Source organism: Streptomyces sp. NPDC054956, assembly GCF_053609185.1.
The window spans coordinates 1-25,778 of the sequence record NZ_JBSGXB010000081.1 but is presented as its reverse complement, the minus strand read 5'-3'; the positions used below and the strand labels follow the sequence as shown (position 1 = coordinate 25,778).

Below are 25,778 nucleotides of genomic sequence, written 5' to 3'. Positions count from 1 at the left end.
ACCCGGCGGGGCCGGGGGTCATGGCCGCTCCGACGGTCCGTGTGGGGCGAGTTGGGCCGCCGCCAGGTCGAAGCCGCCCGCCGCCGTGACGCAGCGGTCGGCGAGCCCGGCCACCTCGGCGCGCAGCGCGTCGGCCCGGGGGCCCTGCCAGCGCAGGTCGCCCGCGGCGCGGCGCAGGCGTTCGGCGTGCGAACGCAGGGCCTCCGAATGGGCGCGCAGGCCGTCGGCCGGGGCGGGTTGGCGGAGTTCGGTCACCGGTGGCTCCCCGGGGCGAAGGCGTCGGGGACGCCGGGCACGCCGACGAGATGGCTCGCGGTGACCCGGCCCAGGAACTCCGCGAGCACTTCCGCCCCGGACCCCGCGCCGTGGCACACCCGGACCACCGGATAGACGGTGGTGAAGTCACGGCTCGCGGCCAGCCGTTCGGCCGCGAGACCGCCCGGGCCCCGGCCGACCAGGGCGATTTCGGTTCCCGAGGGCACGAGGCGCCGTACGGTCGCGGCCACGGTGCGCTCGTAGGCGGCGTGCCGGGCGTCGTGGCCCTCGGCGTACGGGGGTCCCGTGCGGCCGGACTCCTGCGGTGGGCCGGCGAGTTGGACCACGCACCGCTCGGTGCCGTCCGGGCCGGTGACCGACTGGAGCAGCACCGCGCCGCCGACCGCGGCGATCCGCTCGGCGTTGCGCCCGTACCCGGCCGGGGTGCCGCTGGTGTCCAGCTCCGCGAGGAGGCCGGGGTCGGGATCGGCCCAGGCGGGGCTCCGGTCGAAGAAGGCCCGGAAGGCGGCGCCGAGTCCCAGGAGCGGTTCGGCGGTCACGGCCCGGCCGGTGGCGACCTGCCAGCCGGCGTGGTCGTTGAAGGGGTTGTCGTCGGTCAGCGCGCTCCAGGCCAGGATGTCGGCGAACGACGGGTTCAGCAGGGCGAAGGCGGGTCCGGCGCCCTGTCGGCCCATGAGCTCGCGGAACTCCCGGACGGCGTCGGCCTGCCGGTCCTCCTCGACGGCCTTGAACACCTCGGCGGCGGCCGGGTCCGCGGGCATCCCCGGGTTGCGCGTGCACGCGACCCGGATCCTGCCCTTGAGGCCGCAGACCGCGAGGCTGACGGCGAGGCTCTCCCGGCCGGCGAGTACCCCGGCGAGCCAGCCCGCCTTGGCGAATCCCCGGCCGCGCGGGGCCCAGCCGAGTCCGGCGGGGTCGGCGAGGGTGCGCAGCAGTGTGCGCCAGGCAGTACGGCGGCGGCTGCCGCGGACCAGGGCGGTGACCGGCAGCCGGGAGCCGAGGGCCAGCCGGGAGGCGTAGTGGGCGGCTTCGCCGACGGCGTCGGCCGCCTCGGCCAGCTCCCGGCACAGGGCGCCCAGTTGATCGGCGTCCGGGTCTGCGTCCGGGGCGGTGGACCCCGTGGTCGCGGAAGGCGCGGCGTCGGACATGGATTCCTCGTCGGGTCGGACGGACGTCGGGTGGGTGTCGCAAGGGGTGAGTGGTGCGGGCGGGGCAGAAGGTGCGGGCGGAGCGGGCGGGGCGGGCGGAGCAGGCCGGGCCGAGGACGGGCGGCGAGGGCGGCGCGGTTCAGCGGCGGGTGAGCCGGAGCCGGATGCCCTGCGGATCCAGCACGCCGGGCAGTGGCCCGAGCGGGTCGAGCACGGGCCGGACGGCCTGGACCCGGTGTCCGCGCAGCACCTCGGCGCAGAGCGCGGCGGTGACCAGCAGCCCCAGTTGCTCGCCGGGGCAGCGTCCGCCTCCGTGGCCGAAGGGGGCCATCCGGATGTCCCGCTCCGCCTCGCTCGAAGCCCACCGGCCCGGTACGAAGACGTGCGCGGCGGGTACGTGCTCGGGGTCGCGCTGGTGGAACAGGGCGGGGAGCACCACGCAGGTCCCGGCGGGGTGGTGCACGCCCCGCCACTCGGTCTCGGTCCGGGTGACGCGTATCAGGTCGGGGACGGCCGGGTACAGCCGCAGCGCCTCCCTGACGCAGGCCCGCATCCGGGGCAGCGCGCCCCGGCCGGTGCCGGCCGCCCGCGCCTCGGCGGCGACCGCTTCCTGTTCGGCCGGGTGGGCGCCGAGCAGGAGCAGGGTGCGCAGCAGGACGCCGGGGACGAGGTCGAAGGCCGCCAGCCAGTGCCTGACCTGCCCGGCGGGGTCGATGCCGCCGGTGGGATCGGCATGGCGGCGGGCCCGCCCCACGAGGGTGTGCGGCTCCGCGAGATCGGCGTACGCGGCGATGCGCGCGCCAGCCTTGTGGTGGAAACGTCCGAGCCGGCGGGTGAGTTCCGCGTCCTCGGCCGCCGCGTCGCCCAGGACGATGCGGCGGGCCGCGCGGGCCACCGCGTGGCGGGTGCGGGCGAGTTCGAGGGTGCCCCCGGCGGTCAGGCGACGGGCCTCCTCGGCGAGCACCGAGAGGAACGGCCCGCACGAGGGGTGCACGGGCAGGCCGGCGGCGAGGACGGAGTCGTCCACCGCCCGCCGCTCCGCACGCAGCCCGGCGTGGGCGCAGCCGTCCGCCGGGTCCGGGGCGGGGGCGAGGGTGCCGGCGGGTTCGGCGTAGAACTGCCGTACGTCCTGCGGGTCGAGGACGAGCAGGACGGCGCCGGTCAGCCCCCGGACGAGTACGGGCGCTCCGCCGTGCCGGGCGCGCAGGGCCCGCAGGGTCGCCGCGGACCAGCGGGGCCGGCCGGTCGCGGTGTGTCCCCGGGCCGCGCGGGGGCGGGCGCTCACGAAGCCCCGTACGAGGACGGGCAGGGTGTGGGTGGCGGCGAACCGGACGCTCGCGGCCCGGCGCACCCGGGCGGATCCGGCCGCCGGGGAGGCGGAGGCCGCCGAGGAAGCCGGCGAGGCCGGGGCGGTCATCCGGCGGCCGCCCGGACGAGGGTGCCTGGACGGCTTGGCGTCTCGGGGGCGGTCTCGTGGACCGGGCGCATCCGTGTACCTCCTCGCAGCCGGGATTCGACGGTCGGTGATCTCGCGCTCACCGTACGTCGAGCACCCCGGGTCCGCGCTCCGAGGACTACGCCAGGGGGCCGGGCCCCGATACCGGCCCGGATGCGGGGCCGGAGGCCGGGTCGAGGTCGACGAGCAGGGCGGCGACGTCCAGACCGGCGGCCAGATAGTCGGTGAAGGTCCCGTTGTGCAGGGCCCAGGGAGAGCGCTTGCGACGGACGAGGCCCACCGCGGCGTCCGGGGCGAGGCCGCCGTCGACGAGGCACTGGGCGACGACGAGCCCCGAACGGTTGTAACCGGAATGGCAGCGGACCAGGATCGTCCGTCCGGAGTCGAGAGCACTGCGGACCGCCCCGGCGAGCCTCTGTACGGTACGCAGCTGCGCGCCCGTGAGCGGGGCGTCCGGCATCTCGCCGACGAGGTGTTCCACGTGCGGGTCGGGGCCGTGGCCCGCACGGGTGAAGAGGCTGACGACGAGGTCGAACTCGGCGCCGACGACGACCGGACACAGCTCTCCGGCGGGGTCGGTCCAGTAGTGGCCGCCCATCCAGAGGCCGGGGACGATCTCGTCCCAGGGGCTCTGCGGACCGGGGGCCCCACGGTCCTTCCGACGTGTTCTCCTCATGGTGCCCCGAGGGTACAACGCCGTTTCAGCGCACGGCAGTTCAGCCGAATACGGTGTCGCGGAAGGCGGTACGGAGCCGGGCCGACGGGGTGGTGGGCAGGAGGGCCGCCCAGCGCTGCCGGCGCGGGGAGACCCACAGGGCGGGGCCGTCGCCGTACGACCAGGCTCCGTGCGGGGCCGGGTGCCAGAGGAGGCCGCGGGCCGGGGTGAGCTCGCCGGTGCGGATGCGCAGCGACTGGGCCGTCCAGGCCGGGCTGACGGGGCCGCCCGCCGGGGCGAGGAGGTGGCTCAGGAACCGGGCGAGGTCGGTGAGGCTCGCCCGCAGGGTGCCGTCGGCGGCGAAACGGGTCCGGGTCATGCCGAGGGGGCCCCAGACCCGGTCCGCGGCCAACCCGGCGAGGGGTCCGCCGCAGAGCCGCTCGGCCAGTCCGACGAGGGCGGGCGACGGTCCGGTGCCGTGGGTGAGCAGCTGGTGCGCGGTGGTCCCGGCGGGCAGTTCGCCGCCGGCCCCGTACGCGGTGAGCGGGGTGTGCAGCCGCAGCTCCCCCGCGTCCACGAGGATTCCGATGACGGGCCACACGGCCAGCACGCCCGCCAGCCCGTCGACGTCGAGGTCACCGACGACCGCGCCCCCGGCTCCGACTCCGGCTTCTGCTCCGGCCTCGGCTTCCGCTCCGGGCCCCGGCCCGGGACCGTCGGCTCCCACCGCGCCTTCGGCCGCCGCGTCCGCGCCGTCCGGACCGCCGACCGCCCACGCCGCCCCGGGGTCGGAGTCCCGTACGAGGGCCCGGATCCGGTCGGCTTCCCCGCCCGGCCCGTGCGGTCCGGTCGGCGCGTGCGGGGTGTGCGGCCCGCTCTGCTCGGCCTGCCCGGCCCGGTCGCTCTGGAGCGTCATGGTCAGCCACGGTACGGCGCCTCCCGGGCCCCGCCGCGCGCGTCGCGCGGGCCGGTCGCCGCCCGCCACCCGAATGCCCCCGCACCCTCACGGGGAGGCCGCGGTCACCGGAGCGGCGTCCGCCCCCTCCGGCGGATCGGTGCGCGGCTCCGCGCGGATGCCCGCGACCACGACGGTGATCAGGCAGAACGCGATGACCGTCTCCGCCCAGAGGAAGGCGAGGTAGTCGAGCAGGCAGCCGATCGGCGGCGTGCCGGGGGCGGTGTTGCGGAAGGCCGCCAGGGCGAACAGGGTGGCGGCCATCCAGCCGAGGGCGGGCCAGGTGAGCCCCTTGCGGCGGGTGACGAGGAACCATCCGCCGATCAGGACGGACACGGCGAGCGCCCACATCGCGATCATCATGAAGACCGCGAAGACGAGCACGCTGTTGGACCGCGTCAGTCCGACGTCGAGGACGGCGACGCCGCCGGCCTCCGAGGCGTCCACCGTGGACGAGAAGAGCACGTCGTTGTTGGAGAAGCGGACGCGGACCGGGACCTTGTCGCCGCCCAGCACCGCACCGAACTCGACGGCCGCCTCGTAGGAGTCGAACGGGTAGTCGGTGATGGAGCCACCCGTCAGGGCGACCGGCACGTCCAGGGTGGAGATGCGCTGGTGGGCCTTGAAGACCAGGTCCCCGCGGGTGGCCGTCGACGTCTGGAGGGTGAGGTCCTCGACGGGCGAGACCCCGCCCGCCTCGGCCAGCGCCCCCCTGGGCGTGACCAGGACGCGCAGCACCAGCTCCCGTCCGGCGGCGTCGACGCGCTGGACCGTCGCCTCGACGTCCACCCGGTCGGGATCTTCCCGGCCCGCGGTGGACACGGTGTCCAGGGCCTGGCGTTCACCGAACTGGAGCCAGGCCCCCACCGTGACCGCCGCCACGACGGCGAGCACGACCAGGGCCGGCAGCAGGTGGACGCGGCGCGCGGGTGAGTGGCGACGGGACTGGGACACGGCGGCTCCGGTGGTGCGGTGCGGTCGGGCTGTGGTGCGGTGCGGACGAGCGGCGGTGCGGCGCGGTCGGGCCGCGGTCAGGCCGCGGGCTTGCCCGGCTCGTCGTGGGTCGAGCAGTGGATGCCGCCGCCGCCCGAGGCGATCGTGTCGATCGCGACCATGACGACCTCCCGCTTGGGGAAGTGCTCCCGCAGGATGCCGCGGGCCCGGTCGTCGGCCTGGGCGTCCCCGAACCTGGGCATGAAGACCGCGCCGTTGGCCACGTAGAAGTTGGCGTAGGTGGACACGAAGTCGTCACCCTTGCCCGTGATCTTGTTCAGATCGGGCTGCGGCAGGTCGATGACCTCGAAGCGCCGGCCGCGGGCGTCCGTCGCCTTCGACAGGACCGACTTCGCCTGGTCGGCGGAGCGCGACCAGGAGTCCGCCGGGGTGCTCGGGTGCGCCTTGTCCAGCAGGACCACACCGGGGGCGGTGAAGCGTACGAGGCTGTCCACGTGCGCGTCGGTGATGTCCTGACCGCGTACGCCGGCCAGCCAGACCACCTTCTCGACGCCCAGGGTCTGCTTGAGCTCCGCCTCGATCGTGTCCCGGTTCTTGCCCCGGTTGCGGTTGTCGTTGACGATCGAGCTCTCGGTGACCAGCAGGGTGCCCTCGCCGTCGGTCTCGAAGGAGCCTCCCTCGGCGGTCAGCGGAGCCTGGACCCGGGGGATCCCGTACTTCTCCAGCAGGAGGCGCCCGACCTGGGAGTCGTTCTTGTGCTCCTGCTTCTTGCCCCAGCCGTTGAAGTTGAAGTCGACGCCGACGACCTTGCCGCCCTCCTCCACGAAGACGGGAACGGTGTCGCGGGCCCACAGGTCGTCGACGGCCAGCGGGATCACCTCGACCTGGGAGCCGCACGCCCGCTGCGCCGCGTCCACCTGCTCGGGCCGGGCCATCATGACGACCGCCTCGTACTCCCCGACGGCCCGGGCGATCCGTGCGATGTCCTCGCGTACGGAGCGCAGGTCTTCCATCCAGACGGCGTCCAGCGCGGGCCAGGCCATGAAGGTGCGGACGTGGCTCTCCCATTCGGCGCCGAGGCGGCGTTCGCCGCCGGCCGGGGACGGCTGGGGGGAGCCGGCGGGGGCGCTGGCGCGGTCGGCGGTCTCGGAGGTGCCGCAGGCGACGGCGCCGAAGGCGAGGGCGCCGAGACCGGCGAGGGCTTGGAGGGCGGTCCGACGGGTGGGGGGAAGGTGGGACACGGGGAACTCCGATCGTGACTGGCGGAACGACGGCGTCCGGCCAGGGCGGGCACGGGAGGCGTGGCGCGGGCCGACGGTCCCGGGCCCCTGTCACAAGGGTGCGCTCTCGCACCGCGAACGGCCGGTACGCAGGAGTCGGCGGCACGGCCACGTGTCGCCACTCTGGCACTGACTGAATATTCAGTCAACTTCCCCTCTCCATTGCGCCCACTCCCGGGCGAGCACACCGACGAATCTCCACGGGCGGTCACCGCTGAACCCCTCCGGTCTCGCAAGTCTCCCCTTGGCCGAAGATTGACTGAAACTTCAGTTAGCGGCACGATGCGCGCAGGTCATTGCCGCATCGTTGAAAGAGCCACCGCATGCCCGAGCAGCATTCCGGCGCACAGCCCACCCGTACGGCGCTGTCCGCCGACGATCCTCACGAGATCGGCGGGTACCGCCTGCACGCCCGGCTCGGCGCGGGCGGCATGGGGGTGGTCTACCTGGCCTACACGCCCGGCGGACGCCCGATCGCGCTGAAGGCCGTGCGCGGCGAGTTCGCCGCCGATCCGGAGTTCCGCGAGCGGTTCGCCCAGGAGGTGGCCAGCGCCCGACGGATACACGGCCTGTTCACGGCCCAGGTGGTCGATTCCGGGGTCGACGACCGCACGCCGTGGCTCGCCACGGCCTACGTGCCCGGCCCCTCGCTGCACGAGGTGGTGCGGCGGCACGGGCCGTTGCCGGTGCGCACGGTCCTGCTGCTCGTCGCGGGCATAGCCGAGGCGCTCCAGGCCATCCACCGGGCGGGCGTGGTCCACCGCGACCTGAAGCCGGCCAACGTGCTGATCGCCGACGACGGCCCCCGGGTGATCGACTTCGGCATCGCGCGCGCGGCGGACGCCGCCGCGCTCACCGGTACGGGCCTGCGGGTCGGCACGGCGGCGTTCATGGCGCCCGAGCAGGCGCTGGGCCACGCGGCGACGCCGGCCACCGACGTCTTCGCGCTGGGGACGCTGGCCGCGTACGTGGCGGGCGGGGTCGCGCCCTTCGGGAACGGGCCGGAGTCCAGCGCCCTGTACCGGGTGGTCCACGAGCTCCCCGACCTCACCCGGGTCCCCCGTGACCTGCACGACCTGGTCTCCTGGTGCCTGGCCAAGCGCCCCGAGGACCGTCCCGCGACCGTCGAGCTGATCTCGTACGTGCACGGGCACCCCTTGGTGGGCCCGCGCTCGGAGTTCACCGAGGGCTGGCTGCCCGGGCCGGTCCGGGAGGAGGTCGGCGGCCGGGGCGAGGCCGGCGCCCGGGGGGACGCCGGGTGGCCCGCGCAGCTCCCTGTCCCGCTCCAGGCGACCAGGACGGCGACCGCGCACCACGGACCGGCGGACGGCTCCCCGGGCTCCGCCCCGGCCACCCCCGGGCCCGGTACGCCCGTACCCGTGCCCACGCGGATCCAGCCTCCGGCGCCGGCCGCACCGGCAGGTCCGGTACCCGCGCCCGTCCCCGACCGCCGTACGCGCGGGCGCGGCCGGCGCCGGCGTCTGCCCGCGGTGGCCCTGGCGGTGGCCGCCACCGTGCTGGCCTGCGGCGGGGCCGTGTACTACCTGGACGGGTCCTACGGGGACGCGCCCGTGGGGGACGCGGCGGACACCGGCGGGGGCCCCGCCACCGAAACCCCCCGGCCCCCGGCCTCGGCCCCGCCCTCCGCGCCCGCCTACGTACCGGGCTACGCGAAGGCCGAGCTCACCGCTCCCGACTCCGGCTACGAGTTCGACCTGAAGGCGGGCAAGGTGGTGCCGGCGGACACGGCCGCCTGGTACCTGGCGCGCGAAGGCCAGGCGTTCGTGAAGTCCGAGGAGTCGGACGCCTTCGTGGCCGACTCCGGGGAACTCACGGTCGACGCCTGCGTTCACGGCATCGGGATCCGACCGGCCACCGCCCTGCCCCTCACCACGCCGGCGAAGGCACGGCCGTTCTGCGTGCGCAGTCCGGACCGCGCCGAGATAGCGATCGTGCGACTGGTCGAGGCGGCCGCCGACGGCCCCGTCACCGTCGTCGTGGACCAGTACCGCCGGAGCGGAGCCTGACCCCGCGTAATCCGGATGACGCCGGCCCGGCCGTTCGGCAGGATCACCGCATGACCCTGCTGCTCCCGCCCCGCCTCACCGCGTCCGCCGCCCGCATCCGGGACGCGGCGCACGAGCGCGGGCTCGACACCGTACGCCTGGACGGCTTCGACGTACCCGAAGGGCTGCGGGCGGCGCATCTGCACGCCGGTCCGAGCTTCGCGGACGCCGTGGCGCCCGCGCTCGGGATCGGGGTGCTGGAGGCGCCGTCCGACTGGCTGGCGCGGCTGCCCCGGGAGTTCACCGGGCGGGAGATCACCCTGATGCCGATCCGCGAGGCGTACGCGCTGCGCCGGCCGGTCTTCGTGAAGTCCCCGAACGACAAGGGCATCCCGGCCCTGGTCTACGCGGACGGCTCCCGCCTGCCGGGACCGGACGCGGTGGACCCGGGAACGCCGGTGCTGGTCAGCGACGTGGTCCGGTTCACGGCGGAGCACCGGCTGTTCCTGCTGGACGGGGCCGTCCACACGGCGAGCCGCTACGCCGAGGACGGCCGCCTGAGCCTGGGCCCCGCCTCGGCCGACGCGCTCGCCTTCGGGGCCGGCCTGCCGTTCGCCACCCTCCCGTCGGCGATCGTGGTCGACGTGGGCCTCGCCGACGGCCGTTGGTCGGTGATCGAGGCCAACGCCGCGTGGGCGAGCGGCACGTACGCCTGTGACCCTCGGCGCGCCCTGGACGTGGTCCTGCGCGCGGCGGCCCCCCTCGTCTCCTTCGCCCCGCACGACCGGGAGTTCCTCCGATGATCCTCATGCAGCCCGTCCTGGAGGTCTCCGACGCGGGCGACCTCCTGGTCCTGTCCGACGCGCTCACCCGGGCCGAGGTGACGGCCGCCCTCGCGAGCATCTCCCGGGCCAGCGGCGGTCTGGCCGACGCCGAGTGCCTGATCGCGCCCGGCGGGCTGCTGTTGAGCGACCCCGCGACCGGGGTCGTCGTACCGCCCGGCTGCTGCTTCGGCCTGGAGAGCTGGCGGGACTGGGAGAGCCTCGCCCGGGGCCAGTCCCCGGACTGGCTCGGCCACGATCCGGGCACCGAGGTGGCCTTCCTCCCCGGCGACCGGATCCGGGTGCGGGTGATCGGCCCCCGGACCAAGGCCCTGGAGCTGCGCCGCGAGGAGGTGAAGCCCCTGCTGGCCGGGGTCCGCGAGGGCCTGCTCGGCTTCCTCGACCGGGTCGCGGACCACGGGCCCCAGGGGGACGGCGGGGCGCTGGTGCGCAAGTTGGACGCGGAGTTCCGGATCACCACCGGTAAGCAGGGCGGCGACCGGCAGCGCAAGGGGTGACGGGAACGGGCGGGGCGCCCGAGGGCGCCCCGCCCGTCAGGACGGAGTCAGGCCACCGCCAGGGGTCAGCTCTTGTCCGGGCGGTCCGTCACGCGCAGGGAGTTCAGCAGGGGTTTGCCGAAGCCGGTGTGCGTGACGAAGCGGATGTTGAGGACTCCGTCGGTGACCTTGACCGTGTACGTGCGGGTCAGGGCCGTGTAGGTGCCCGCCTCCAGGGAGATGTCCAGGGAGGGCAGGACCTGGGTGCCCTCCGCCAGTACGTCGAAGACGCGCTTGTTCGGCCGGGTGGAGGAGAGCTCCGCGAAGCCCAGTTCCACGGTGTAGGTGCCGTTCGGGACGTTGTCGAAGCGGTACTCGTACATGCCCTCACGGGCGCTGCGCAGCAGCTTCTGGTCGTCCGTGCCCGCGATGGTGCGGCTGGTGGACTGGACCGAGCTGTTGCCCTGGTACCCGTACGAGCCCGCCGTGTACTTGCGGTCCGGGGACCAGCCGTCGCCCAGCGAGTCCGTGCTCGCGCTCGTGGAGCCCGCGTCCAGGGCCGTCTGGTAGCGCGGGACCACGAGCTTGACGGGAACGGTGAGCACCGGGGTGCGGCCGCTCGCCGACGTGATCTTCAGGTCGGCCGTGAGGACGGTGCCCGGAGCCAGGCCGGTGCTGTCCACCGACAGGGTGAGCGGGGCCTTGCCGCCCGTGGGGAGGTCCCCCGAGCCCGGGGTGACCGACAGCCAGGCCGCGTCCTCGGCCGCGGCGAAGGCCGTGCCGAGGCCCGGGTTGGTGAGGTCGAGGGTCCGCGTCCGCTTCTGGCCGGGCGGTAGGACGATCTCCACCGCCGGCTTCGACGGTGTCACCTTGCCCGTGCGGAGGGACCGCGTCACCTCGGTGACGTCGGCCGCCTTGACGTCCACGGTGGCCGCCGCAGGCTCGTACTGCGCGGCGGTCAGCGCGAGTTCCCGCGCTCCCGACGGGCTCTGGACCACGTACCCGCCGTCCGCGGCCGTGGTGGCCGAGACGGCCGTGGCGCCCGTGCCGACGGTCACCGTGGCCCCGGCGACGCCGTTGCCGTCGTTCGCGTCGAGCACCCGGCCCGCCACCACACCGCTCTTGGTGGTGCGGAAGCCGATGGACAGCCCGTCCGTGATGACGGCCGTGTTGAACGAGTACTTGAAGGCGTCGGTGCCGGTCGCGTTCTCCACGCCGACCGTGGCCGTGGAGCCGCCCTTGATGCCGGTGCCGCCGGTCCCCTTGTAGGAGTACCGCACGGAGCCGTCCTCGCCGACCGCCGCGGAGAAGGAGAACTTGTCGGACTGCGCCGACCAGTGGGACACCTCGCGCCACTCGATGACGTAACTGCGGTGCGGTGCGGTGCCGGTGACCGAGGTGAAGACGCCGGACCCGCTGCCGGCGGCGCCGACGACCAGGTCGTCCCAGAACGGGTACAGCGCCGCGTTGGGCGTGGCCGCGCTCGGGATGTCCCCGTTGATGTCGCCGGTGTTGTTGCCGCCGAAGCTGACGGTGCCGTTCGTGCCGATCCAGGCCTGCCCGTACGTCCTGCCGTACAGCGGCAGCGGGAAGGGCAGGTCGACGCGCTCGGTGGTGTTGTCGCCGGTCAGCGCGAGCTGCCGGTCCCCCGCCCGGTAGGGGCTGCCGTTCGAGGCCGCGCAGGCGTAGCCGTAGCCGTCGGTGCGTTCGGGGAGGTTCACCGCGACGGTGGTGTCCCCGGCGACGGTGAGCTTGGCCGTGCCGCCGGTGAGGCAGCGGGAGGGGTGGCTGGCGTTCACGTCGTACGTGCCGTGCGGCAGGGTGACCTCGAAGCGGCCCTGTGCGTCGGTGGTCGCGGTCACCGGGGTGTCGGCGACGGTGACGGCGGCGCCGGCCAGCGGGCCGGTGGCCGAGGCGACCGTGCCGGTGACCTTCCCGGAGGCCGCCTCGGTGAGGGTGAGGTCGCCGGTGGCGGTGCCGTTCTCGGTGACCGCCACGGTCGCGCCCTGCTGCCCGTAGCCGAACTTCGAGGCGGTCAGCGCGTATTCGCCCACGGACAGGGCGGGGAAGCGGTACGTTCCGTCGGCCGCGGTGGTCGCCGTGCGGTCGATCGGGCCGTGGGCGACGACCTTCACGCCGGCGAGGGGTTGACCGGCGGCGGCGCGCACGGTGCCGCCGAGGGCGCCGACCGCACCGCGCGGGGCGGCGGTGACGGCGGCGAGCGCGTCGAGCTTGCCCTCGCCGAAGACGTTGTTGTCGGCGGCGGTACCGCCGCACTGGCTGCTGTCGCTGTCCTGCGCGGTGCCGTCCAGCAGCGCCTCGGTCTGCGCGACGTCGCCTTCGAGCGCGGGCGCGGCCGACCAGAGCAGGGCCACGGTCGCGGCCGTGTGCGGCGAGGCCATGGAGGTGCCGGAGAAGGACTCGTATCCGCCGCCGGGGACGGAGGAGCGCACGTTCACGCCGGGGGCCGCGATGTTCGGCTTGACGATCCCGCCGGGGCCCGCGCCGCGCGAGGAGAACGAGGCGATCGCGCCGTTGATGTCGAAGGCGCCGGAGCTGTAGGAGCTCGCGTAGTCACCGGGCGATCCGCTGGTGGAGCAGCCGGGGCCGGCGTTCCCGTTGGAGAAGGCCGGGAAGATGCCGGCGGCGCGCCAGGTGTCGACGATCTGCCGGTACCACTCGTCGTGCTGCGTGCTGCCCCAGGAGTTGTTGACCACGTGCGGGGCCAGGTCCGGGCGCGGGTTCTGGCCGTGCAGGTCGGTCGGCGCGACGATCCACTGGCCCGCGGCGAGCAGGGAGGCCTCGGAGCAGGAGTTCGTCTCGCAGCCCTTGGCGGCGATCCACTTGGCGCCGGGGGCGACACCGATCTTGTTGGCGCCGCCGTCGTCGCCGACCATGGTGCCCATGGTGTGCGTTCCGTGGTCGTTGTTGTCGCACGGGGCCGCGGTGGGGCACACGCCGGCGGGGTCGAACCAGTTGTAGTTGTGGTCGTAGCTCCCGTCCGCGTTCCTGCCGCGGTACTGGCCCGCGACGGCCGGGTGCGTGTAATCGACGCCGCTGTCGATGTTGGCGACGACGATGCCCTCGCCGCGCACGCCGAGCTGGTCCCACACCTGCGGTGCCTTGATGCGGTCGATGTTCCACTCGACGGCGTCGGGGGCGGTCCGCTCGCGCGTGCCGTCCGCCGGCTTGGGCAGGACGACCTTGTCGTCGGCGTCGATCCGGGAGACCTCGGGGCGCTGGGCGAGGGCACCGGCGAGCTTCTCGGTGCCGACGACGCGGACCGCGTTCACGATCCAGTACGAGGTGTACTCGGCCTGCGCTCCGTCGAGGGCTTTGAGCACCTCGGTCTGGGTGCGCTGCGCGTGGTCCTTCTTGAGCCGCAGTACCGTTTCGGCCTTCGCCGCGCGCGTCTGCTGCCTGCCTGCGTCGGTGAGGTCGGCCGCGCTGTCGAGGTAGACCCAGAAGACGGCCTTGGCGGAGCCGTCGAGCTGGGCGCGCAGGCTCGGCTCGATCTTGCGTTCGGCCACTGCGCCCGGGGTGGGGGCGGGGTCCGGGGCGGCGGCGGCGACCCCCGCGCCGACGGGCAGGAGCAGGGCCGCGGCGAGCGCGGCGAGGGCGGCGCGCGCGGGTCGTAATCGCGAGCGGGAGCGTGCGGGTAAGGGCGATCCTGAGGTTCGTCGGCTGTCGCGTTGTGCCACGTGTGGTCTCCTCGTACGCCGTGTGCAGGTCGTGCGGAAAGGGTGTGCGTGACGTGCGCGGGCCATGGTGCGGGAGGTGTCATGCCCAGTACAAGAGGGCCTAATGAGCCGTACCGGACGGTCGCGGGCCCGCTCGCCCGCTCCGCCGGGTGGCCCTTCGGGCCAGCGCGGGCCAGCCTGGGGGGATGACCGACGCCGCAGCGTCGCCCGGGTCCCCCGGGGTACGGCTCGCTACCGCCCAGGGCCGGTGGATCGTGCTGACCACCGTGCTCGGGTCCGCCATGGCGCTGCTCGACTCGACCGTGGTCAACGTCGCCCTCCCGCGCATCGGGCGGGACCTCGGCGCCGATCTGGCCGTGCTCCAGTGGACGGTCAACGCGTATCTGCTGACCCTCGCCGGGCTGATCCTGGTCGGCGGGGCCCTCGGCGACCGGTTCGGGCGGCGCCGGATCTTCGTGCTCGGAGTGGTGTGGTTCGCGGCGGGCTCGCTGATCTGCGGAATCGCGCCGAGCGCCGGGGTGCTCATCTCGGCGCGCGCCCTGCAGGGCATCGGCGGCGCCCTGCTGACACCCGGCTCGCTCGCGCTGATCCAGGCCTCGATCCATCCCGACGACCGGGCCCGTGCGGTGGGACTGTGGTCGGGGCTCGGCGGGGTGGGCGCGGCCGTGGGCCCGTTCCTGGGCGGGTGGCTGGTCGACGGGCCGGGCTGGCGCTGGGTGTTCCTGCTGAACGTGCCGGTCGCCGCGCTGTGCGTCCCGGTGGCGCTGCGGCACGTACCGGAGTCGCGGGATCCGCAGGCGCACGGGCGGTTCGACGTGGCCGGGGCCGTGCTCGGGGCGGCCTCGCTCGCACTGCTGACCTATGCGCTGATCGAGGCCGGAACCGGCTCCGTCCTGGTTCCGGTCGCGGCCGTCGCCGGTGTACTGCTGGCCGCGGTCTTCGTCCTGGCCGAGCGGCGGCGGGCCGACCCGATGGTGCCGCCGGGGATCTTCGCCTCGCGCCAGTTCACGGCCGTCAACCTGGTCACCCTGTGCGTGTACGCGGCCTTCGGCGGGTTCTTCTTCCTCGTGGTGCTCCAGCTCCAGGTGGTCTGCGGCTACTCCGCCCTGGCCGCCGGGGCCGCCCTGCTGCCGACCACCGCGCTCATGCTGCTGCTGTCGGCCCGCTCCGCGGAGCTCGGCGAGCGGATCGGCCCGCGGATCCCGCTGACCGTGGGCCCGCTGCTGTGCGCCGCGGGGATGCTGCTGATGCTCCGGGTGGGCCCGGAGGCCTCGTACGTACGGGACGTGCTGCCGGCGCTGGTCGTGATGGGCATGGGCATGGTGACCCTGGTGGCCCCGCTGACGGCGACCGTCCTGTCCTCGGTGGACCCCGGCCGGGCGGGCCTGGCCAGCGGCATCAACAACGCCGCCGCGCGGGCCGCCGGGCTGCTCGCGGTGGCCGCGCTGCCGCTGCTGGCCGGGATGGGACCGGACTCCTACCGCTCGGCCGGCGCCTTCGACGCGGCCTTCGGGCGGGCGATGCCCTGGTGCGCGGGGGTGCTGGTGGCCGGCTCCGCCGTGGCGTGGGCGACCGTACGCTCCCCCGCGCGCGGGGCCTGCCACCCGCAGTGCCGTACGAACTGCGCGGTCACCGCTCCGCCGCTCGAACCCCCGGGAGCGGCGCAGCGGTGACCTCTTCGCCGGGCCGGAGCTCTACCAGGGGCTCGGCGCCGGCGGGACGACGACCGGCGGGCGGTCGTCGCAGGTGATGGTGTTGGGCAGTTCCCAGCCGGCGAAGCAGGGGCCCGTCGTACCGCCGCCGTCGTTGCCCCCTCGGTCGACGAGGGTGAACTCCGAGCCGGTGGCGGGGAAGTTGAAGGAGCCGCAGTTGTTGACGCCGACGGCCCCGACGCCCCGGGCGTCCACGTTCTCGAAGCTCGCCGAGCCGGCCGCCCGCGCGCTGACCACGGAGGTGCCGGTGCCGTCGACCCGGACGTCCTTGAAGTGGACGTTCTCGATGCGCACCTTGTCCTTCACCGGCCAGTCGCTGACCAGCATCACGGCGTTGTAGGTGCTGTCGAGGAAGTCGTTTCCGGTGACCTGGATGTCGGCACCGTCGATGCTCCGGTCCAGGGCGTAGAACCAGATGGCACCGAGCCCGATGTTCCAGTTCAGCTCGTACGTGCCCGCGCGCGCGGTGGTGTTGCCGGCGATCCGCAGACCGCCGGTGAAGGGCTCGGCGCCGAAGCGCGATCCGACGTGCAGGGCGCTGCCCTCGCGGACCGGGTCGGCGACGAGGTTGGCGCTGACGGTGGTGTCGGCGCCGCCGTAGACCGCGATGCCGTTGGCCAGGGTCGGGCTCTGCACGGTGTTGTGGTCGAAGGTGTTGCGGGCGTTCGCGGTCCTCTCCGCCCACAGGGCGAGGCCGTCGTCGCCGGTGTTGCGGACGAAGTTGTCCTGGACGAGGGAGTCCGTGACGCCGGTGTGGAAGTTGAGGCCGTCGGCGATCTGGTCGGTGATGACGTTGCGGGTGACCTTCACGTTGCTCATCGGACCGTCGAACCAGAGCCCCACCTTGGTGTGGTGGATGTACAGGGAGTCGACGGTGGAGTCGCTCATGGCTCCGCCGACGCCGTTGACCTGGTCGGTGTCGACCCGTTCGCGGACGTCTCCCTCGATGGCGAACCGGGAGAGGTGGACGTTGCGGCTGCCGCCGTCGGCGGCCTCCTTGCCGTAGAACCCGACGCCCTTGCCCTTCACGGTGGTGTACCAGCTGCCCGCGCCGGTGATGGTGACCTCGTCCACGACGATGTGGCGGCCCACCTGGTAGGTGCCCGGCGGCAGGTACACGGGGAGCCGGTGGCGTTTGGCGAAGGCGACGGCCCGGTCGATGGCGTCGGCGGAGTCGCGGCGGCCGGTCGGATCGGCGCCGAAGAGCAGGGCGTTGGCGGCGGCCGTCTCCACGTGCGGGACGCCGACGCGCTGCGAGTCGAGCAGGTCGATCACGGTCCAGGCGGCGGGGCTCCCGGCCGGGACGGTCAGTCTGACCTTGTCGCCGGCCCGGTGGGTGCGGCCCAGGAGCAGGCGCTGCTCGTCGTACATGTGGGTGGGACGGAACGGCTTGGCGATGACCGGGGCCGGTGTCGTGGCGGCCGGCACGCAGCCGCACTCGGTGATCCACCAGTCGGGGTGCAGCAGTTCGGCACGGGGGTCGTTGCTGAACGGGTACTGGTTGTACAGCCAGGAGTACTGGGAGGTCAGCGTCATGGAACGGCGGTTCGTGCCGTTCACGGTGACGTCGAGCGGGGCGGTGATCCCGCCGCCGGCCGGGGCGTCCGGAAGGCTGTAGCGGACGGTGAGCGCGTCGGCGTCCGCGGGCAGGGTGAACTCCACGTACTGGCCGGGCAGCAGTTTCACCGCCTTGCGGCCGGAGGCCTCTGCGGGCAGGGAGTACGCGGTGCGGTCGGGGCCGATCACCGTGCCGGAGGTGGCCGCGTTCTCCGCCTCCTGCTCGGCGAAGTCCACGCGGGCCCCGCGGCCCTCGACCAGTGCGGGATCGAGGGCGGCCCGGGTGACGTTCGGGGCCCTGGCCGGGTCCGGGGCCGCGGGCCGGGCCTCGGCCGCGACGGCGCCCAGGGCGCCGAGTACGCCGAGGCCGAGCGTGGACGCGGTGATCGCCGCCAGCGCGGCGGCTGCTCTCGTGCGGACGGCTGTCGTGCGGACGGCTCTGCCGGGAACGGCTCTGCTGGGAACGGCTCGTCCTGGAACGGCTCTTCTGGGGGGCATAGCCGGGACAGTAGGACTCCGCGCGCGAAACCAGCAAGGGTCATGCAGAAATCTTCTCTGTCCTGTCGAATTCTTCCATGGATCCGTGGCGTGGCAGACCGGATCGAAGCGGCCTACCGTGGGAGCTGGAGGTCGCCATGTGCTGGAGCGCGACGGCCGATCTGACTGCCGGGGCGGCCATCACCGCCGTCGGGATCGCCTGCCTGGCGCGCACCCGACGGGCCCGCGACCTTCCCCTCGCCGCGCTCCCCGTCCTGCTGGGCGCGCACCAGCTGATCGAGGCCGCCGTTTGGCACTCCGACGGGGGCTGCGGGCCGGCCACCACCGCCTGGGCCGTGATCGCCCTGCCCTTGCTGCCGGTATGGGTGCCGCTCGCCGTGCTGCTCGCCGCCCCGCCCGGGCTCCGGCCCCGGCTGAGGTGGCCCGCGGCCGCCGGAATCGCCACCGGCGCGTACCTCTCGTACTGCCTGGCCACGCGTCCGGTGAACGCGGAGGTCCGCGGCCACACGCTCGGATACGGCGTGAACGTTCCGTGGATGCCGCTGTTTCTTGCGGGCTATCTGTTCGCCACGCTCGGCGCCCTGCTGATCTCCGGAGACCGGCTGCTGCGCTTCCTCGGCCTGCTGATGGCCGCGGGAGCCCTCGTCTGCACGGCCCTGTGGAGGCTCGAATTCGCCTCCACCTGGTGCGCCTTCGCGGCCGCGGCCTCGACGCTGATCCTGGTCCGGACCGGCCGCCGCGAGAGTTCCCCTTGTGTACACGAGGCCGCCGGGCGGAGCACCCCGGGCCTGTAACACCGCCGCGGGCGGCGAACAGGAACACCCGGCGAAGGTAAAAAGATTCCGGAACCGATCATGGGCCCATCCTGCGGTTTGCCGCTTTTCGGCCTCCGACCCGGCGGAACACAGCCACGACGGAGTGGCTGGGTGCGCCGCGCTCCCGGCTCCCCCGGGACGGGCGGCCCGCCGTAACGCGTTCGACTTCTGACGTGGCGGATTCGGGCGGCCACCCGCCCGCGGCCGGATCTTCACCCGCCACTCGACCGTCACTGCGGGGCCACCGGCCATCCACAGCCCGTCGTCATTCCCAGCGTCCGATGGGACCTTCAACCCCGTTCCACCGCAGGTGAGTTGATGTCCACCACCGTCGCGACCGGCGAAAGATACCTCGACGTATCTAGTGACTTCACAAGCACTCGGCAGTAGAACTCGTTCTCATTCCGCCTAGAGTGAGGAAGCTCACATGAGCGACAAAGGCCTGCACAAAACGTACTCCAACGGCGTATCGCGTCGTGGATTCCTGGGTAGAACTGGTTCCATTCTGGGAGCTATGGCCCTCGCGGGCCAGATCACTCCCTCCCAGGCACAGGCCGCCACGGACGGTGCGACCGCCGCCGGGCCCATCGACAACGGAGCACACGTACCGGCCCTGGTGATCGGCACCGGGTACGGCGGATCCGTCGCCGCGCTGCGGCTCGCCCAGGCCGGCGTGGACGTCCACATGATCGAGATGGGCATGGCCTGGGACACCCCGGGCTCGGACGGCAAGATCTTCTGCAACACGACCAGTCCGGACTACCGCGCCTACTGGCTCCGCACGAAGACCAAGGCTCCCCTGAGCAACTTCCTGGGCTTCCCCATCGACAAGGAGGTCCCGCGCTACACCGGCATCCTGGACGCCGAGGAAATGGGCGGGATCATCGTCTACCAGGGCCGCGGCGTCGGCGGCGGCTCCCTGGTCAACGGCGGTATGGCGGTCACCCCGAAGCGCGCGAACTTCGGCGCCATCCTCCCGTCCGTGGACGCGGACGAGATGTACAACACCTATTACCCCCGCGCCAACGCGGGGCTCGGGGTCGGTCTCATAGACCCGGCCTGGTTCGACACCGTCGACTGCTACCAGTTCGCCCGCGTCGGCCGCAAGCACGCCCAGCGCTCCGGGTTCCCCTTCGTCTTCGTCCCCGACGTGTACGACTGGAACTACATGAAGCAGGAGGCGGCCGGGACCGTCCCCAAGTCGGCCGTCGCCGGCGAGATCCTCTACGGCAACAACGCCGGCAAGAAGTCCCTCCAGCAGACCTACATCGCCCAGGCCAAGGCCACCGGCAAGGTCACCATCTCGCCGCTGCACAGGGTGACCTCGGTCTCCCAGGCCGCCGGCGGCGGGTACACGGTCGTCATCGACCAGATCAACACCACCGGCGACACCGTCGGCACCAAGACCGTCGTCGCGGACAAGGTGTTCTTCGCGGCCGGCAGCGTCGGCACCAGCAAGCTGCTCGTGAAACTGAAGGCCACGGGTGCGCTGCCCAACCTGAACGGCGAGATCGGCAAGGGCTGGGGCGACAACGGCAACGTCATGTGCGGCCGGGCCAACCACATGTGGGACCCGACCGGCAAGGTGCAGGCCTCCATCCCCTGCGGCGGCATCGACAACTGGGACGCGGGCGGAGCCTTCGCCGAGGTGGCCCCGCTGCCGACCGGCATCGAGACCTACGCCTCGTTCTACCTGTCGATCACGAAGAACCCGAACCGCGCGGAGTTCACGTACAACGCGGCCTCGGGCGCGGTCCAGCTGAACTGGCAGACAGCCTGGAAGCAGCCGTCGATCGACATGGCCAAGACCATCTTCGACAAGATCAACTCGAAGGAGGGGACGATCTACCGGACCGACCTCTTCGGCACCAACAAGATCTGGGGCGACCACCTCACCTACCACCCGCTGGGCGGCGCCGTCCTGAACAAGGCCACCGACAACTACGGCCGCCTGCACGGCTACACCGGCCTGTACGTCATCGACGGAGCGCTGATCCCCGGCAACACCAGCGTCAACCCCTTCGTCACCATCACCGCGCTCGCCGAGCGCAACATCGAGAAGATCATCGCCACCGACCTGTAGCACCCACGAGTGGTGGGTGTGCAAAGAGCCGGGGCCGTCGGATTCACCGACGGCCCCGGTTCCGTGTGCGCCCCGCTCAGTGGCCGGGCAGCATGCACACGCTGTCGAGGCCGAGCACGTGGTTGAGCCGGCCGAAGGCCAGCCACGACCCGATGCTCATCGTGAGCTCCACGATCTCCACCTGGCTGTAGTGCGCCGTCATCCGTTCCCAGAACTCCTCGTCCAGCCCGTGGTGGTCGAGGCAGTACCGCTCCGCGTACTCGGCCGCCAGCCGGGTGCGCTCGTCGAAGCGGTCCGTGGTGCGCCACTCGGTGACGGCCTCGGGGAACTCCTCCTCGACCTTCTCCCCGTCCCGGTCGGTCCGCCAGTCCAGGCAGAAGATGCATCCGTTGATCTGCGCGACGCGCAGCCGGGCGGCCTCGAACTCCCGCAGCCCCAGGGTGGTGTGGGCGTACACCGACAGCGAGAAGTTGGCGGCGGCCATCCCGATGCCGGGCACCAGGTCACCCCACACGTACTCGATGGGGTGCTGGCCTTCGGGGACGTCGATCCTCATGGCAGTTTCCTTCCGAGCTTGCCGGTGGCGGGGCGCAGGGGGACGTCCAGGGCGTCGTAGAGCCCCGGTTCGGCCTCCACCAGCCAGTCGATGGCGCCGACGAGGCGCCCGACGGCGGTGGCGTTGCCGCCGGCGGAGCGGTTCTCGCCCTCGTCGGTGGCTTCGATGGTGACCTCGATGTGGGGGCGGCCCTCGATGATGACCCGGTGGGCGCCGTCGCCGCCGTCGGGCGGGGTCGGCCAGTCGGGGGCGCAGGAGGCGTGGATGCGGGTGACGTGCTCGATGACGATGCGGGGTTCGCCCTCGACGATGCCCTGCACCTCGAAGCGGATGGCCCCCTGGGTGCCTGCCTCGAACTCGCCCATCGTCCGCGTGGTGACGGTGGTGTCGAGGGCGCGGCGGTCCACGGTCTCGCGGATGTCGTCGAGTTCGACGCCCAGGGCGCGGGCCATCATCCGTATCTGTCCGCCCCAGACCATGGTCGGGATGGACGGCATCAGCATCATCGGCTCGAAGTCCATGGGCTGGCCCATGCCGACGAGGAGGCGGACCGAGTCCGGCTGGTCGTAGGTGGAGTAGTCGAATATCTCCTGGCAGCGGATGACGTCGATCCTGGTGCCGAGTCCGCTGAGCAGGAGCGGGAGCACGTCGTTGCCCCAGCCGGGGTCGACGCCGGAGGCGAAGAGCGAGCCGCCGCCCTCCGCTACCGCGGCGGCCACCGGATCGCGGAACTCCGGTGGCGCGTTGCGGTGGTCGTAGAGCGGATAGAGGGCGGGGCTGACGACGACGGCCCCGCTGCGGATCGCGCGCGTGATGTCGGCCAGGGCGTCGTCGGGGCGGATGTCGCCGGAGGCCGCGTAGACGACCGCCCGCGGACGGGCGGCGAGGACCGCTTCTATGTCGTCGGTGGCCGCGACCCCGACTTCGTAGTCGAGCTCGCCGAGTTCACCTGCGTCGCGGCCGACCTTCTCGGGATTGTGGACGATGACGGCGGCCAGTTTCAGCGCCGGATGGGCCTCTACGGCACGGATGGCCAAACGGCCGACGTTGCCGGTACCCCAGACAACCGTGGAAATCATGCGCGGAGGGTAGCTTCAGGACCTGTAGGTTCCTAGTGCCGTGTGCGGAATTTTCGGCCCGCTGTCACTGGTTTTGCGCACCCAGGACGAAGAGCAGGTAGACGAAGAACGCGAAGAGGTGGCCTACGAACAAGTAGGCGATGAGCCGGATGACGAGACCGCGCGGGAACTTCGACTCGATGCGCCCGATGAGGGTCGCCGGCCGGGCTTCCGCCGCCTCGGGCTGCTGCTCTGTCTGGGACATGGGTACGGCTCCTCGGCTATCGGTGGTGCGTGGTGGACCCGCCGCCGAGGCACAGCCCGGCGAGGCTGCTCTGCAGCAGGGTGTGGACGAACAGCAGGTCGGCCCCGGCCGCCGAGGCCGCGCCGATCCGGTGCGGGGTGAGCGAGTCGAAGTGCGCGCTGTCCCCCTGCTCCAGCAGGTGCTCCGCGTCCCCCAGGTGCAGCCTCAGCCGCCCCTTCAGGACGTACAGCCACTCCTCCCCGGGATGTACGCGCACCAGCTCGCCCTGGCTGCGGCCGTGGGGGACGTGCACCCGCAGGGCCTGCATGCCGCGGCCGGAGCCGCCCGCCTGCCAGTACGTCCACCCGTCGGCCTCTCGGGCACCCGGACCGCCGGCCCGTACGATGGGATCGGCGACGGCCGGGGTCTCCCCGAGCAGCTCCGAGACCGTCGTACCGTAGGTGCGGGCGAGTCCGAGCAGCAGCGGCAGCGAGGGCTGGCGCCGCCCGGTCTCCAGCCGCGACAGGTGCGCGGGCGAGAGCCGGGCCCTCGCGGCGGCGGCCTCGAGCGTGAGCCCGGCACGGCGCCGCAGGTCACGCAGTTGCGGGGCCACGGTGGGCAGCTCGTCACCGTGGGCGGCATCAGCGCCGTCGGGGCCGGCCACGTCGTCGGGGCCGGGTGCAGGACCGGTTGTCATGCCCCGATTGAGCCAGATCCTTACCCCTCTGGCAATCCGTCTTGCCTCTGAGGCAAAAGAGCCGGGGCCGCTCTTCTGCTTCTCCGCATCGCGTCAGGCGTTCCGGGCACCCCCGGCGCTCCGGCCGTTCTGGATCGCGTCCACCAGGCCCGCCACGAGGTTCGCCCGCTCGGCCATCGCATCGATCACCAGGTACTCGTGGTCGGCGTGGGCGCCGCCGCCCACCGCTCCGAGGCCGTCGAGCGTCGCCACGCCCAGCGCGGCCGTGAAGTTGCCGTCGCTCCCACCGCCGACGGCCTTGCCCTCGAGGCCGGGGAGCAGCCGCTTCGCCACGGCGAAGAGCTCCGCCGAGGCCGACTCCGGCATCGGGGGCCTGCCGATCCCCCCTTCCACCGTGATCCGCGCCTCGTCCAGGTGCGGAGCCAGCGCGGCGAAGGCGGACTCGATCCGCTCCCGCTCGGCGTCCGATTCGACGCGGACGTCGACGATCACGGTCGCCTCCGCGGGGACGACGTTGTCCAGGGTGCCCGCGGACGCGACGGTCGGGGTGACGGTCGTGCCGATCCCGGGCCGTCCCAGCGCCGCGATGTCCAGTACCTGGTGCGCCGCTTCGATCAGGGCGTTGACCCCGGCCGCGGGCTCCAGGCCCGCGTGCGAGGCGCGGCCCGCGATGGAGACCTGGAAGGTGCCGCAGCCCTTGCGGCCGGTCTTCAGGGCCCCGCCGTCGGCGGCACCCTCCAGTACGAGGACCGCGCCGCAGGCCAGCGCCCGCTCTTCGAGGAGCGCCCTGGAGGAATGGGAGCCGACCTCCTCGTCGGCGGTCACCAGGATCTCGACGCCGGACAGGTCGTCGAGGGTCGCCAGCCCGTGCACGGCCTGCACCAGTCCGCCGAGCATGTCGAAGACCCCGGGGCCGGTGGCGTGCCCGTCCTGGACGGTGAACGGCCGGCGTTCGACCGATCCGAGCGGGAACACCGTGTCGTGGTGGCCGAGCACCAGCACCTTGGGCTCGCCCCCGGCCGACCAGTGCACGTGCGGCCCGGCTTCGCTCTCGACGAGGGCGGCCTGTCCGCCGAGGCGGCTCTCGATGACGGCGGCGACCACCTTGGCCGATGCCGCCAGGGCGTCGGGGTCGCGCGATGGTGACTCGACCTCGACGAGTGCCCTGAGGTCCTCGATCATCGCGTCGACACTCACATGAACGGTCTTGCGCATCGTCATTCCGCCAGGGTATCGGGCACGCCGAATCGATGATCTTCCGAGCAGGGCCGTGGCCCGCTGCCGACGGGCCTCCGGCCGCGGCCCCGAGGGCACTTGGCCCCGGATCATCCCTGGCCGGAGCCCGCGGCCCCGTCCCGCTCCCCGAGCACCGTCTCCACCGAATCCGCCTCCTCCGCCCGCTTGTCGGGGCGGTGGCGCAGGACCCGCGCGAAGCGCAGGGCCACCCCGGCCGGGTAGCGCGGGGAGCGCTGCAGGCCGTCGTAGGCGATCTCCACGACCAGTTCGGGGCGGACCTTGACGGTGAACCCGTCGTCCTCGACGGCGAGTTCGCCCAGCCGTTCGGTCTGCCAGCGCAGCATCTCGTCCGTGAGCCCTTTGAAGGTCTTGCCGAGCATGGCGAACGTGCCGTCGGCGGCCCGCGCGCCGAGGTGCAGGTTGGACAGGAGGCCGGTGCGCCGGCCGTGGCCCCGTTCGACGGCGAGCACGACCAGGTCCAGGGTGTGCACCGGTTTCACCTTGAGCCAGTGTTTGCCGCGCCGGCCGGCCGCGTAGGCGGAGTCGAGGGCCTTGACCATGACGCCCTCGTGGCCCCGGCGCAGTGTCTCCGCCCAGAACTCCTCCGCTTCGGCCGCCTGCGCCTCCGGGTCCCCGACCACGAGCCGGCGCACCCGGCACTCCTCGGGCACCAGGGCGGCCAGGGCCTCGTACCGCTCGCGGACCGGCGCGTCGAGGAGTACGTCCTCGCCCGCCGCCAGGACGTCGAAGAAGTACGGGGACACCGGGAGCGTCCGCCGGGCCGCCTCGACGTCGACCCGGGAGCCGACCCGGCTCGCCACCTCCTGGAAGGGCACCGGCCTGCCGTCCGCCGCGGACCGTCCGATGACCTCCCCGTCGAGGATGAACCGCTCCCCCGGCAGCGACCGGGCGAGCTCGGTCACCTCCGGGAGCCGGTCGGTGATCTCGTCGAGGGAGCGCGTGTAGACCCGTACGTCGTCCCCGTCGCGGTGGACCTGCACGCGGATCCCGTCGAGCTTCTCCTCCACCGCGCACGGCCCGAGCGCGGCCAGCGCCTCTGCCACCGACTTGGCGGTGTTCGCCAGCATGGGCTGTACGGGTCTCCCCACGCGCAGCGTCACCTCGCGCAGGGCCGCCGCCCCGTCGGCGAGGACGGCTGCCGCCACCCGGGGCAGGGAGCCGTCGAGCATCGCGGCCCGGCGCAGCTCCGCGGCGGGCACGCCGGCCGCGGCGGCCACGCCCTCCAGGGCCACGGCGTCGAGCGCGCCCTGACGGACCTCTCCGGAGACGAGGCTGCGCAGGAACCGCTGTTCCGCCTCGGTGGCGGCGCCGAGCAGACCGTCCAGGATCCGGCGGCGCTCGGCCTGCGCGCCGGCCCCGGCCACGGCGGCGAGCCGGGTCACGGCCGCGTCGACGTCGGACACGGTCAGGGTCGGCTCGGCGGCCGGCTCCACCTCCCGCGCGAGCGCGCGCCAGCCGACCCCCGGCCGCCCCTGGGGCAGCCGGCCGGCGAGGTAGGAAACCACGAGCGCGGCCTCGTCCACGCCCGCGGCCGCGAACACCTCCGCGAGGA

At 73.5% G+C, this 25,778-nt stretch carries 21 protein-coding genes; 6 read left to right on the top strand and 15 right to left on the bottom strand.

Annotated elements, in window-relative coordinates:
- Nucleotides 1-18: 18 nt before the first annotated feature.
- The 7 genes from ACWGDE_RS15845 to ACWGDE_RS15815 all read right to left on the bottom strand — a co-directional run bounded on the left by ACWGDE_RS15845 (nt 19) and on the right by ACWGDE_RS15815 (nt 6,685).
- Nucleotides 19-255, bottom strand: a complete 237-nt coding sequence (locus ACWGDE_RS15845) for a hypothetical protein (RefSeq protein WP_453389567.1) — start codon at nt 253-255, stop codon at nt 19-21.
- Nucleotides 252-1,424, bottom strand: a complete 1,173-nt coding sequence (locus ACWGDE_RS15840) for a hypothetical protein (RefSeq protein WP_453389566.1) — start codon at nt 1,422-1,424, stop codon at nt 252-254. Before ACWGDE_RS15840 ends, ACWGDE_RS15845 begins: the two co-directional genes overlap by 4 nt.
- Before the next feature lie 139 nt (nt 1,425-1,563).
- Nucleotides 1,564-2,841 carry a cytochrome P450 gene (locus tag ACWGDE_RS15835; RefSeq protein ID WP_453389565.1) on the bottom strand — a complete coding sequence of 426 codons (1,278 nt, stop codon included), beginning with the start codon at nt 2,839-2,841 and terminating at the stop codon, nt 1,564-1,566.
- Nucleotides 2,842-2,998: 157 nt separating this feature from the next.
- Nucleotides 2,999-3,556, bottom strand: coding sequence for a protein-tyrosine phosphatase family protein (locus ACWGDE_RS15830; RefSeq protein WP_453389564.1), 558 nt, complete (start codon nt 3,554-3,556; stop codon nt 2,999-3,001).
- Between the two features lie 40 nt (nt 3,557-3,596).
- Entirely contained in the window at nt 3,597-4,451 is an 855-nt protein-coding gene (locus tag ACWGDE_RS15825) for a hypothetical protein (protein WP_453389563.1), read from the bottom strand.
- 87 nt (nt 4,452-4,538) lie between these two features.
- Nucleotides 4,539-5,444, bottom strand: a complete 906-nt coding sequence (locus tag ACWGDE_RS15820; protein WP_453389562.1) for a DUF4436 domain-containing protein — start codon at nt 5,442-5,444, stop codon at nt 4,539-4,541.
- Between the two features lie 77 nt (nt 5,445-5,521).
- Nucleotides 5,522-6,685: an agmatine deiminase family protein gene (locus ACWGDE_RS15815; protein ID WP_453389561.1), complete on the bottom strand. Its 1,164-nt coding sequence runs from the start codon at nt 6,683-6,685 to the stop codon at nt 5,522-5,524.
- Nucleotides 6,686-7,047: 362 nt separating this feature from the next.
- Here ACWGDE_RS15815 and ACWGDE_RS15810 point away from each other — a divergent pair, with 362 nt between their 5' ends.
- From ACWGDE_RS15810 to ACWGDE_RS15800, 3 genes are read left to right on the top strand one after another with little or no spacing between them, the layout of a single operon-like run.
- Entirely contained in the window at nt 7,048-8,751 is a 1,704-nt protein-coding gene (locus tag ACWGDE_RS15810; RefSeq protein WP_453389560.1) for a serine/threonine-protein kinase, read from the top strand.
- Between the two features lie 50 nt (nt 8,752-8,801).
- Entirely contained in the window at nt 8,802-9,533 is a 732-nt protein-coding gene (locus ACWGDE_RS15805) for an ATP-grasp domain-containing protein (RefSeq protein WP_453389559.1), read from the top strand.
- Nucleotides 9,530-10,069, top strand: a complete 540-nt coding sequence (locus ACWGDE_RS15800) for a hypothetical protein (RefSeq protein WP_453389558.1) — start codon at nt 9,530-9,532, stop codon at nt 10,067-10,069. Before ACWGDE_RS15805 ends, ACWGDE_RS15800 begins: the two co-directional genes overlap by 4 nt.
- 65 nt (nt 10,070-10,134) lie before the next feature.
- On the opposite strand, the gene ACWGDE_RS15795 is transcribed toward ACWGDE_RS15800, so the two are convergent.
- Nucleotides 10,135-13,578, bottom strand: a complete 3,444-nt coding sequence (locus ACWGDE_RS15795) for a S8 family serine peptidase (RefSeq protein WP_453389557.1) — start codon at nt 13,576-13,578, stop codon at nt 10,135-10,137.
- Nucleotides 13,579-13,934: 356 nt separating this feature from the next.
- On the opposite strand from ACWGDE_RS15795, the gene ACWGDE_RS15790 reads away from it, so the two are divergent.
- Nucleotides 13,935-15,422, top strand: coding sequence for an MFS transporter (locus ACWGDE_RS15790; RefSeq protein ID WP_453389556.1), 1,488 nt, complete (start codon nt 13,935-13,937; stop codon nt 15,420-15,422).
- A gap of 21 nt (nt 15,423-15,443) precedes the next feature.
- Here the strand turns inward: ACWGDE_RS15790 and ACWGDE_RS15785 are convergent, their stop codons facing one another.
- Nucleotides 15,444-17,516 (bottom strand): glycosyl hydrolase family 28-related protein, encoded by a 2,073-nt coding sequence (locus ACWGDE_RS15785; RefSeq protein WP_453389555.1) that lies wholly within the window; start codon nt 17,514-17,516, stop codon nt 15,444-15,446.
- Between the two features lie 137 nt (nt 17,517-17,653).
- Here ACWGDE_RS15785 and ACWGDE_RS15780 point away from each other — a divergent pair, with 137 nt between their 5' ends.
- The gene (locus ACWGDE_RS15780) at nt 17,654-18,310 is read left to right on the top strand and encodes a DUF6629 family protein (RefSeq protein ID WP_453389554.1); all 657 of its coding nucleotides are present in this window, start codon (nt 17,654-17,656) and stop codon (nt 18,308-18,310) included.
- A 448-nt stretch (nt 18,311-18,758) separates the two neighbouring features.
- The gene (locus ACWGDE_RS15775; RefSeq protein ID WP_453389553.1) at nt 18,759-20,414 is read left to right on the top strand and encodes a GMC oxidoreductase; all 1,656 of its coding nucleotides are present in this window, start codon (nt 18,759-18,761) and stop codon (nt 20,412-20,414) included.
- 76 nt (nt 20,415-20,490) lie between these two features.
- On the opposite strand, the gene ACWGDE_RS15770 is transcribed toward ACWGDE_RS15775, so the two are convergent.
- From ACWGDE_RS15770 to ACWGDE_RS15745, 6 genes are all read right to left on the bottom strand, one after another.
- Nucleotides 20,491-20,970 carry a carboxymuconolactone decarboxylase family protein gene (locus tag ACWGDE_RS15770; RefSeq protein WP_453389552.1) on the bottom strand — a complete coding sequence of 160 codons (480 nt, stop codon included), beginning with the start codon at nt 20,968-20,970 and terminating at the stop codon, nt 20,491-20,493.
- Nucleotides 20,967-22,049 carry an NAD(P)H-dependent amine dehydrogenase family protein gene (locus ACWGDE_RS15765; RefSeq protein ID WP_453389551.1) on the bottom strand — a complete coding sequence of 361 codons (1,083 nt, stop codon included), beginning with the start codon at nt 22,047-22,049 and terminating at the stop codon, nt 20,967-20,969. Before ACWGDE_RS15765 ends, ACWGDE_RS15770 begins: the two co-directional genes overlap by 4 nt.
- Before the next feature lie 64 nt (nt 22,050-22,113).
- The gene (locus ACWGDE_RS15760) at nt 22,114-22,293 is read right to left on the bottom strand and encodes a DUF6126 family protein (protein WP_453389550.1); all 180 of its coding nucleotides are present in this window, start codon (nt 22,291-22,293) and stop codon (nt 22,114-22,116) included.
- Between the two features lie 16 nt (nt 22,294-22,309).
- Entirely contained in the window at nt 22,310-22,969 is a 660-nt protein-coding gene (locus tag ACWGDE_RS15755) for a helix-turn-helix domain-containing protein (RefSeq protein WP_453389549.1), read from the bottom strand.
- Nucleotides 22,970-23,062: 93 nt separating this feature from the next.
- Complete coding sequence (locus tag ACWGDE_RS15750) at nt 23,063-24,190, bottom strand: M20 family metallopeptidase (RefSeq protein WP_453389548.1); 1,128 nt, start codon at nt 24,188-24,190, stop codon at nt 23,063-23,065.
- Nucleotides 24,191-24,294: 104 nt separating this feature from the next.
- Nucleotides 24,295-25,778 (bottom strand): ATP-dependent DNA ligase (locus tag ACWGDE_RS15745; protein WP_453389547.1); only part of this gene is annotated, 1,484 nt, incomplete at its 5' end.

Excerpts from the sequence above, each read along its gene's own strand:
- ACWGDE_RS15840 (WP_453389566.1), bottom strand. The coding sequence starts at position 1,424 with ATGTCCGACGCCGCGCCTTCCGCGACCACGGGGTCCACCGCCCCGGAC.
- ACWGDE_RS15835 (WP_453389565.1), bottom strand. The coding sequence starts at position 2,841 with ATGACCGCCCCGGCCTCGCCGGCTTCCTCGGCGGCCTCCGCCTCCCCG.
- ACWGDE_RS15830 (WP_453389564.1), bottom strand. The coding sequence starts at position 3,556 with ATGAGGAGAACACGTCGGAAGGACCGTGGGGCCCCCGGTCCGCAGAGC.
- ACWGDE_RS15825 (WP_453389563.1), bottom strand. The coding sequence starts at position 4,451 with ATGACGCTCCAGAGCGACCGGGCCGGGCAGGCCGAGCAGAGCGGGCCG.
- ACWGDE_RS15810 (WP_453389560.1), top strand. The coding sequence starts at position 7,048 with ATGCCCGAGCAGCATTCCGGCGCACAGCCCACCCGTACGGCGCTGTCC.
- ACWGDE_RS15805 (WP_453389559.1), top strand. The coding sequence starts at position 8,802 with ATGACCCTGCTGCTCCCGCCCCGCCTCACCGCGTCCGCCGCCCGCATC.
- ACWGDE_RS15800 (WP_453389558.1), top strand. The coding sequence starts at position 9,530 with ATGATCCTCATGCAGCCCGTCCTGGAGGTCTCCGACGCGGGCGACCTC.
- ACWGDE_RS15790 (WP_453389556.1), top strand. The coding sequence starts at position 13,935 with ATGACCGACGCCGCAGCGTCGCCCGGGTCCCCCGGGGTACGGCTCGCT.
- ACWGDE_RS15785 (WP_453389555.1), bottom strand. The coding sequence starts at position 17,516 with ATGCCCCCCAGAAGAGCCGTTCCAGGACGAGCCGTTCCCAGCAGAGCC.
- ACWGDE_RS15780 (WP_453389554.1), top strand. The coding sequence starts at position 17,654 with ATGTGCTGGAGCGCGACGGCCGATCTGACTGCCGGGGCGGCCATCACC.
- ACWGDE_RS15775 (WP_453389553.1), top strand. The coding sequence starts at position 18,759 with ATGAGCGACAAAGGCCTGCACAAAACGTACTCCAACGGCGTATCGCGT.
- ACWGDE_RS15770 (WP_453389552.1), bottom strand. The coding sequence starts at position 20,970 with ATGAGGATCGACGTCCCCGAAGGCCAGCACCCCATCGAGTACGTGTGG.
- ACWGDE_RS15765 (WP_453389551.1), bottom strand. The coding sequence starts at position 22,049 with ATGATTTCCACGGTTGTCTGGGGTACCGGCAACGTCGGCCGTTTGGCC.
- ACWGDE_RS15760 (WP_453389550.1), bottom strand. The coding sequence starts at position 22,293 with ATGTCCCAGACAGAGCAGCAGCCCGAGGCGGCGGAAGCCCGGCCGGCG.
- ACWGDE_RS15755 (WP_453389549.1), bottom strand. The coding sequence starts at position 22,969 with ATGACAACCGGTCCTGCACCCGGCCCCGACGACGTGGCCGGCCCCGAC.
- ACWGDE_RS15750 (WP_453389548.1), bottom strand. The coding sequence starts at position 24,190 with ATGACGATGCGCAAGACCGTTCATGTGAGTGTCGACGCGATGATCGAG.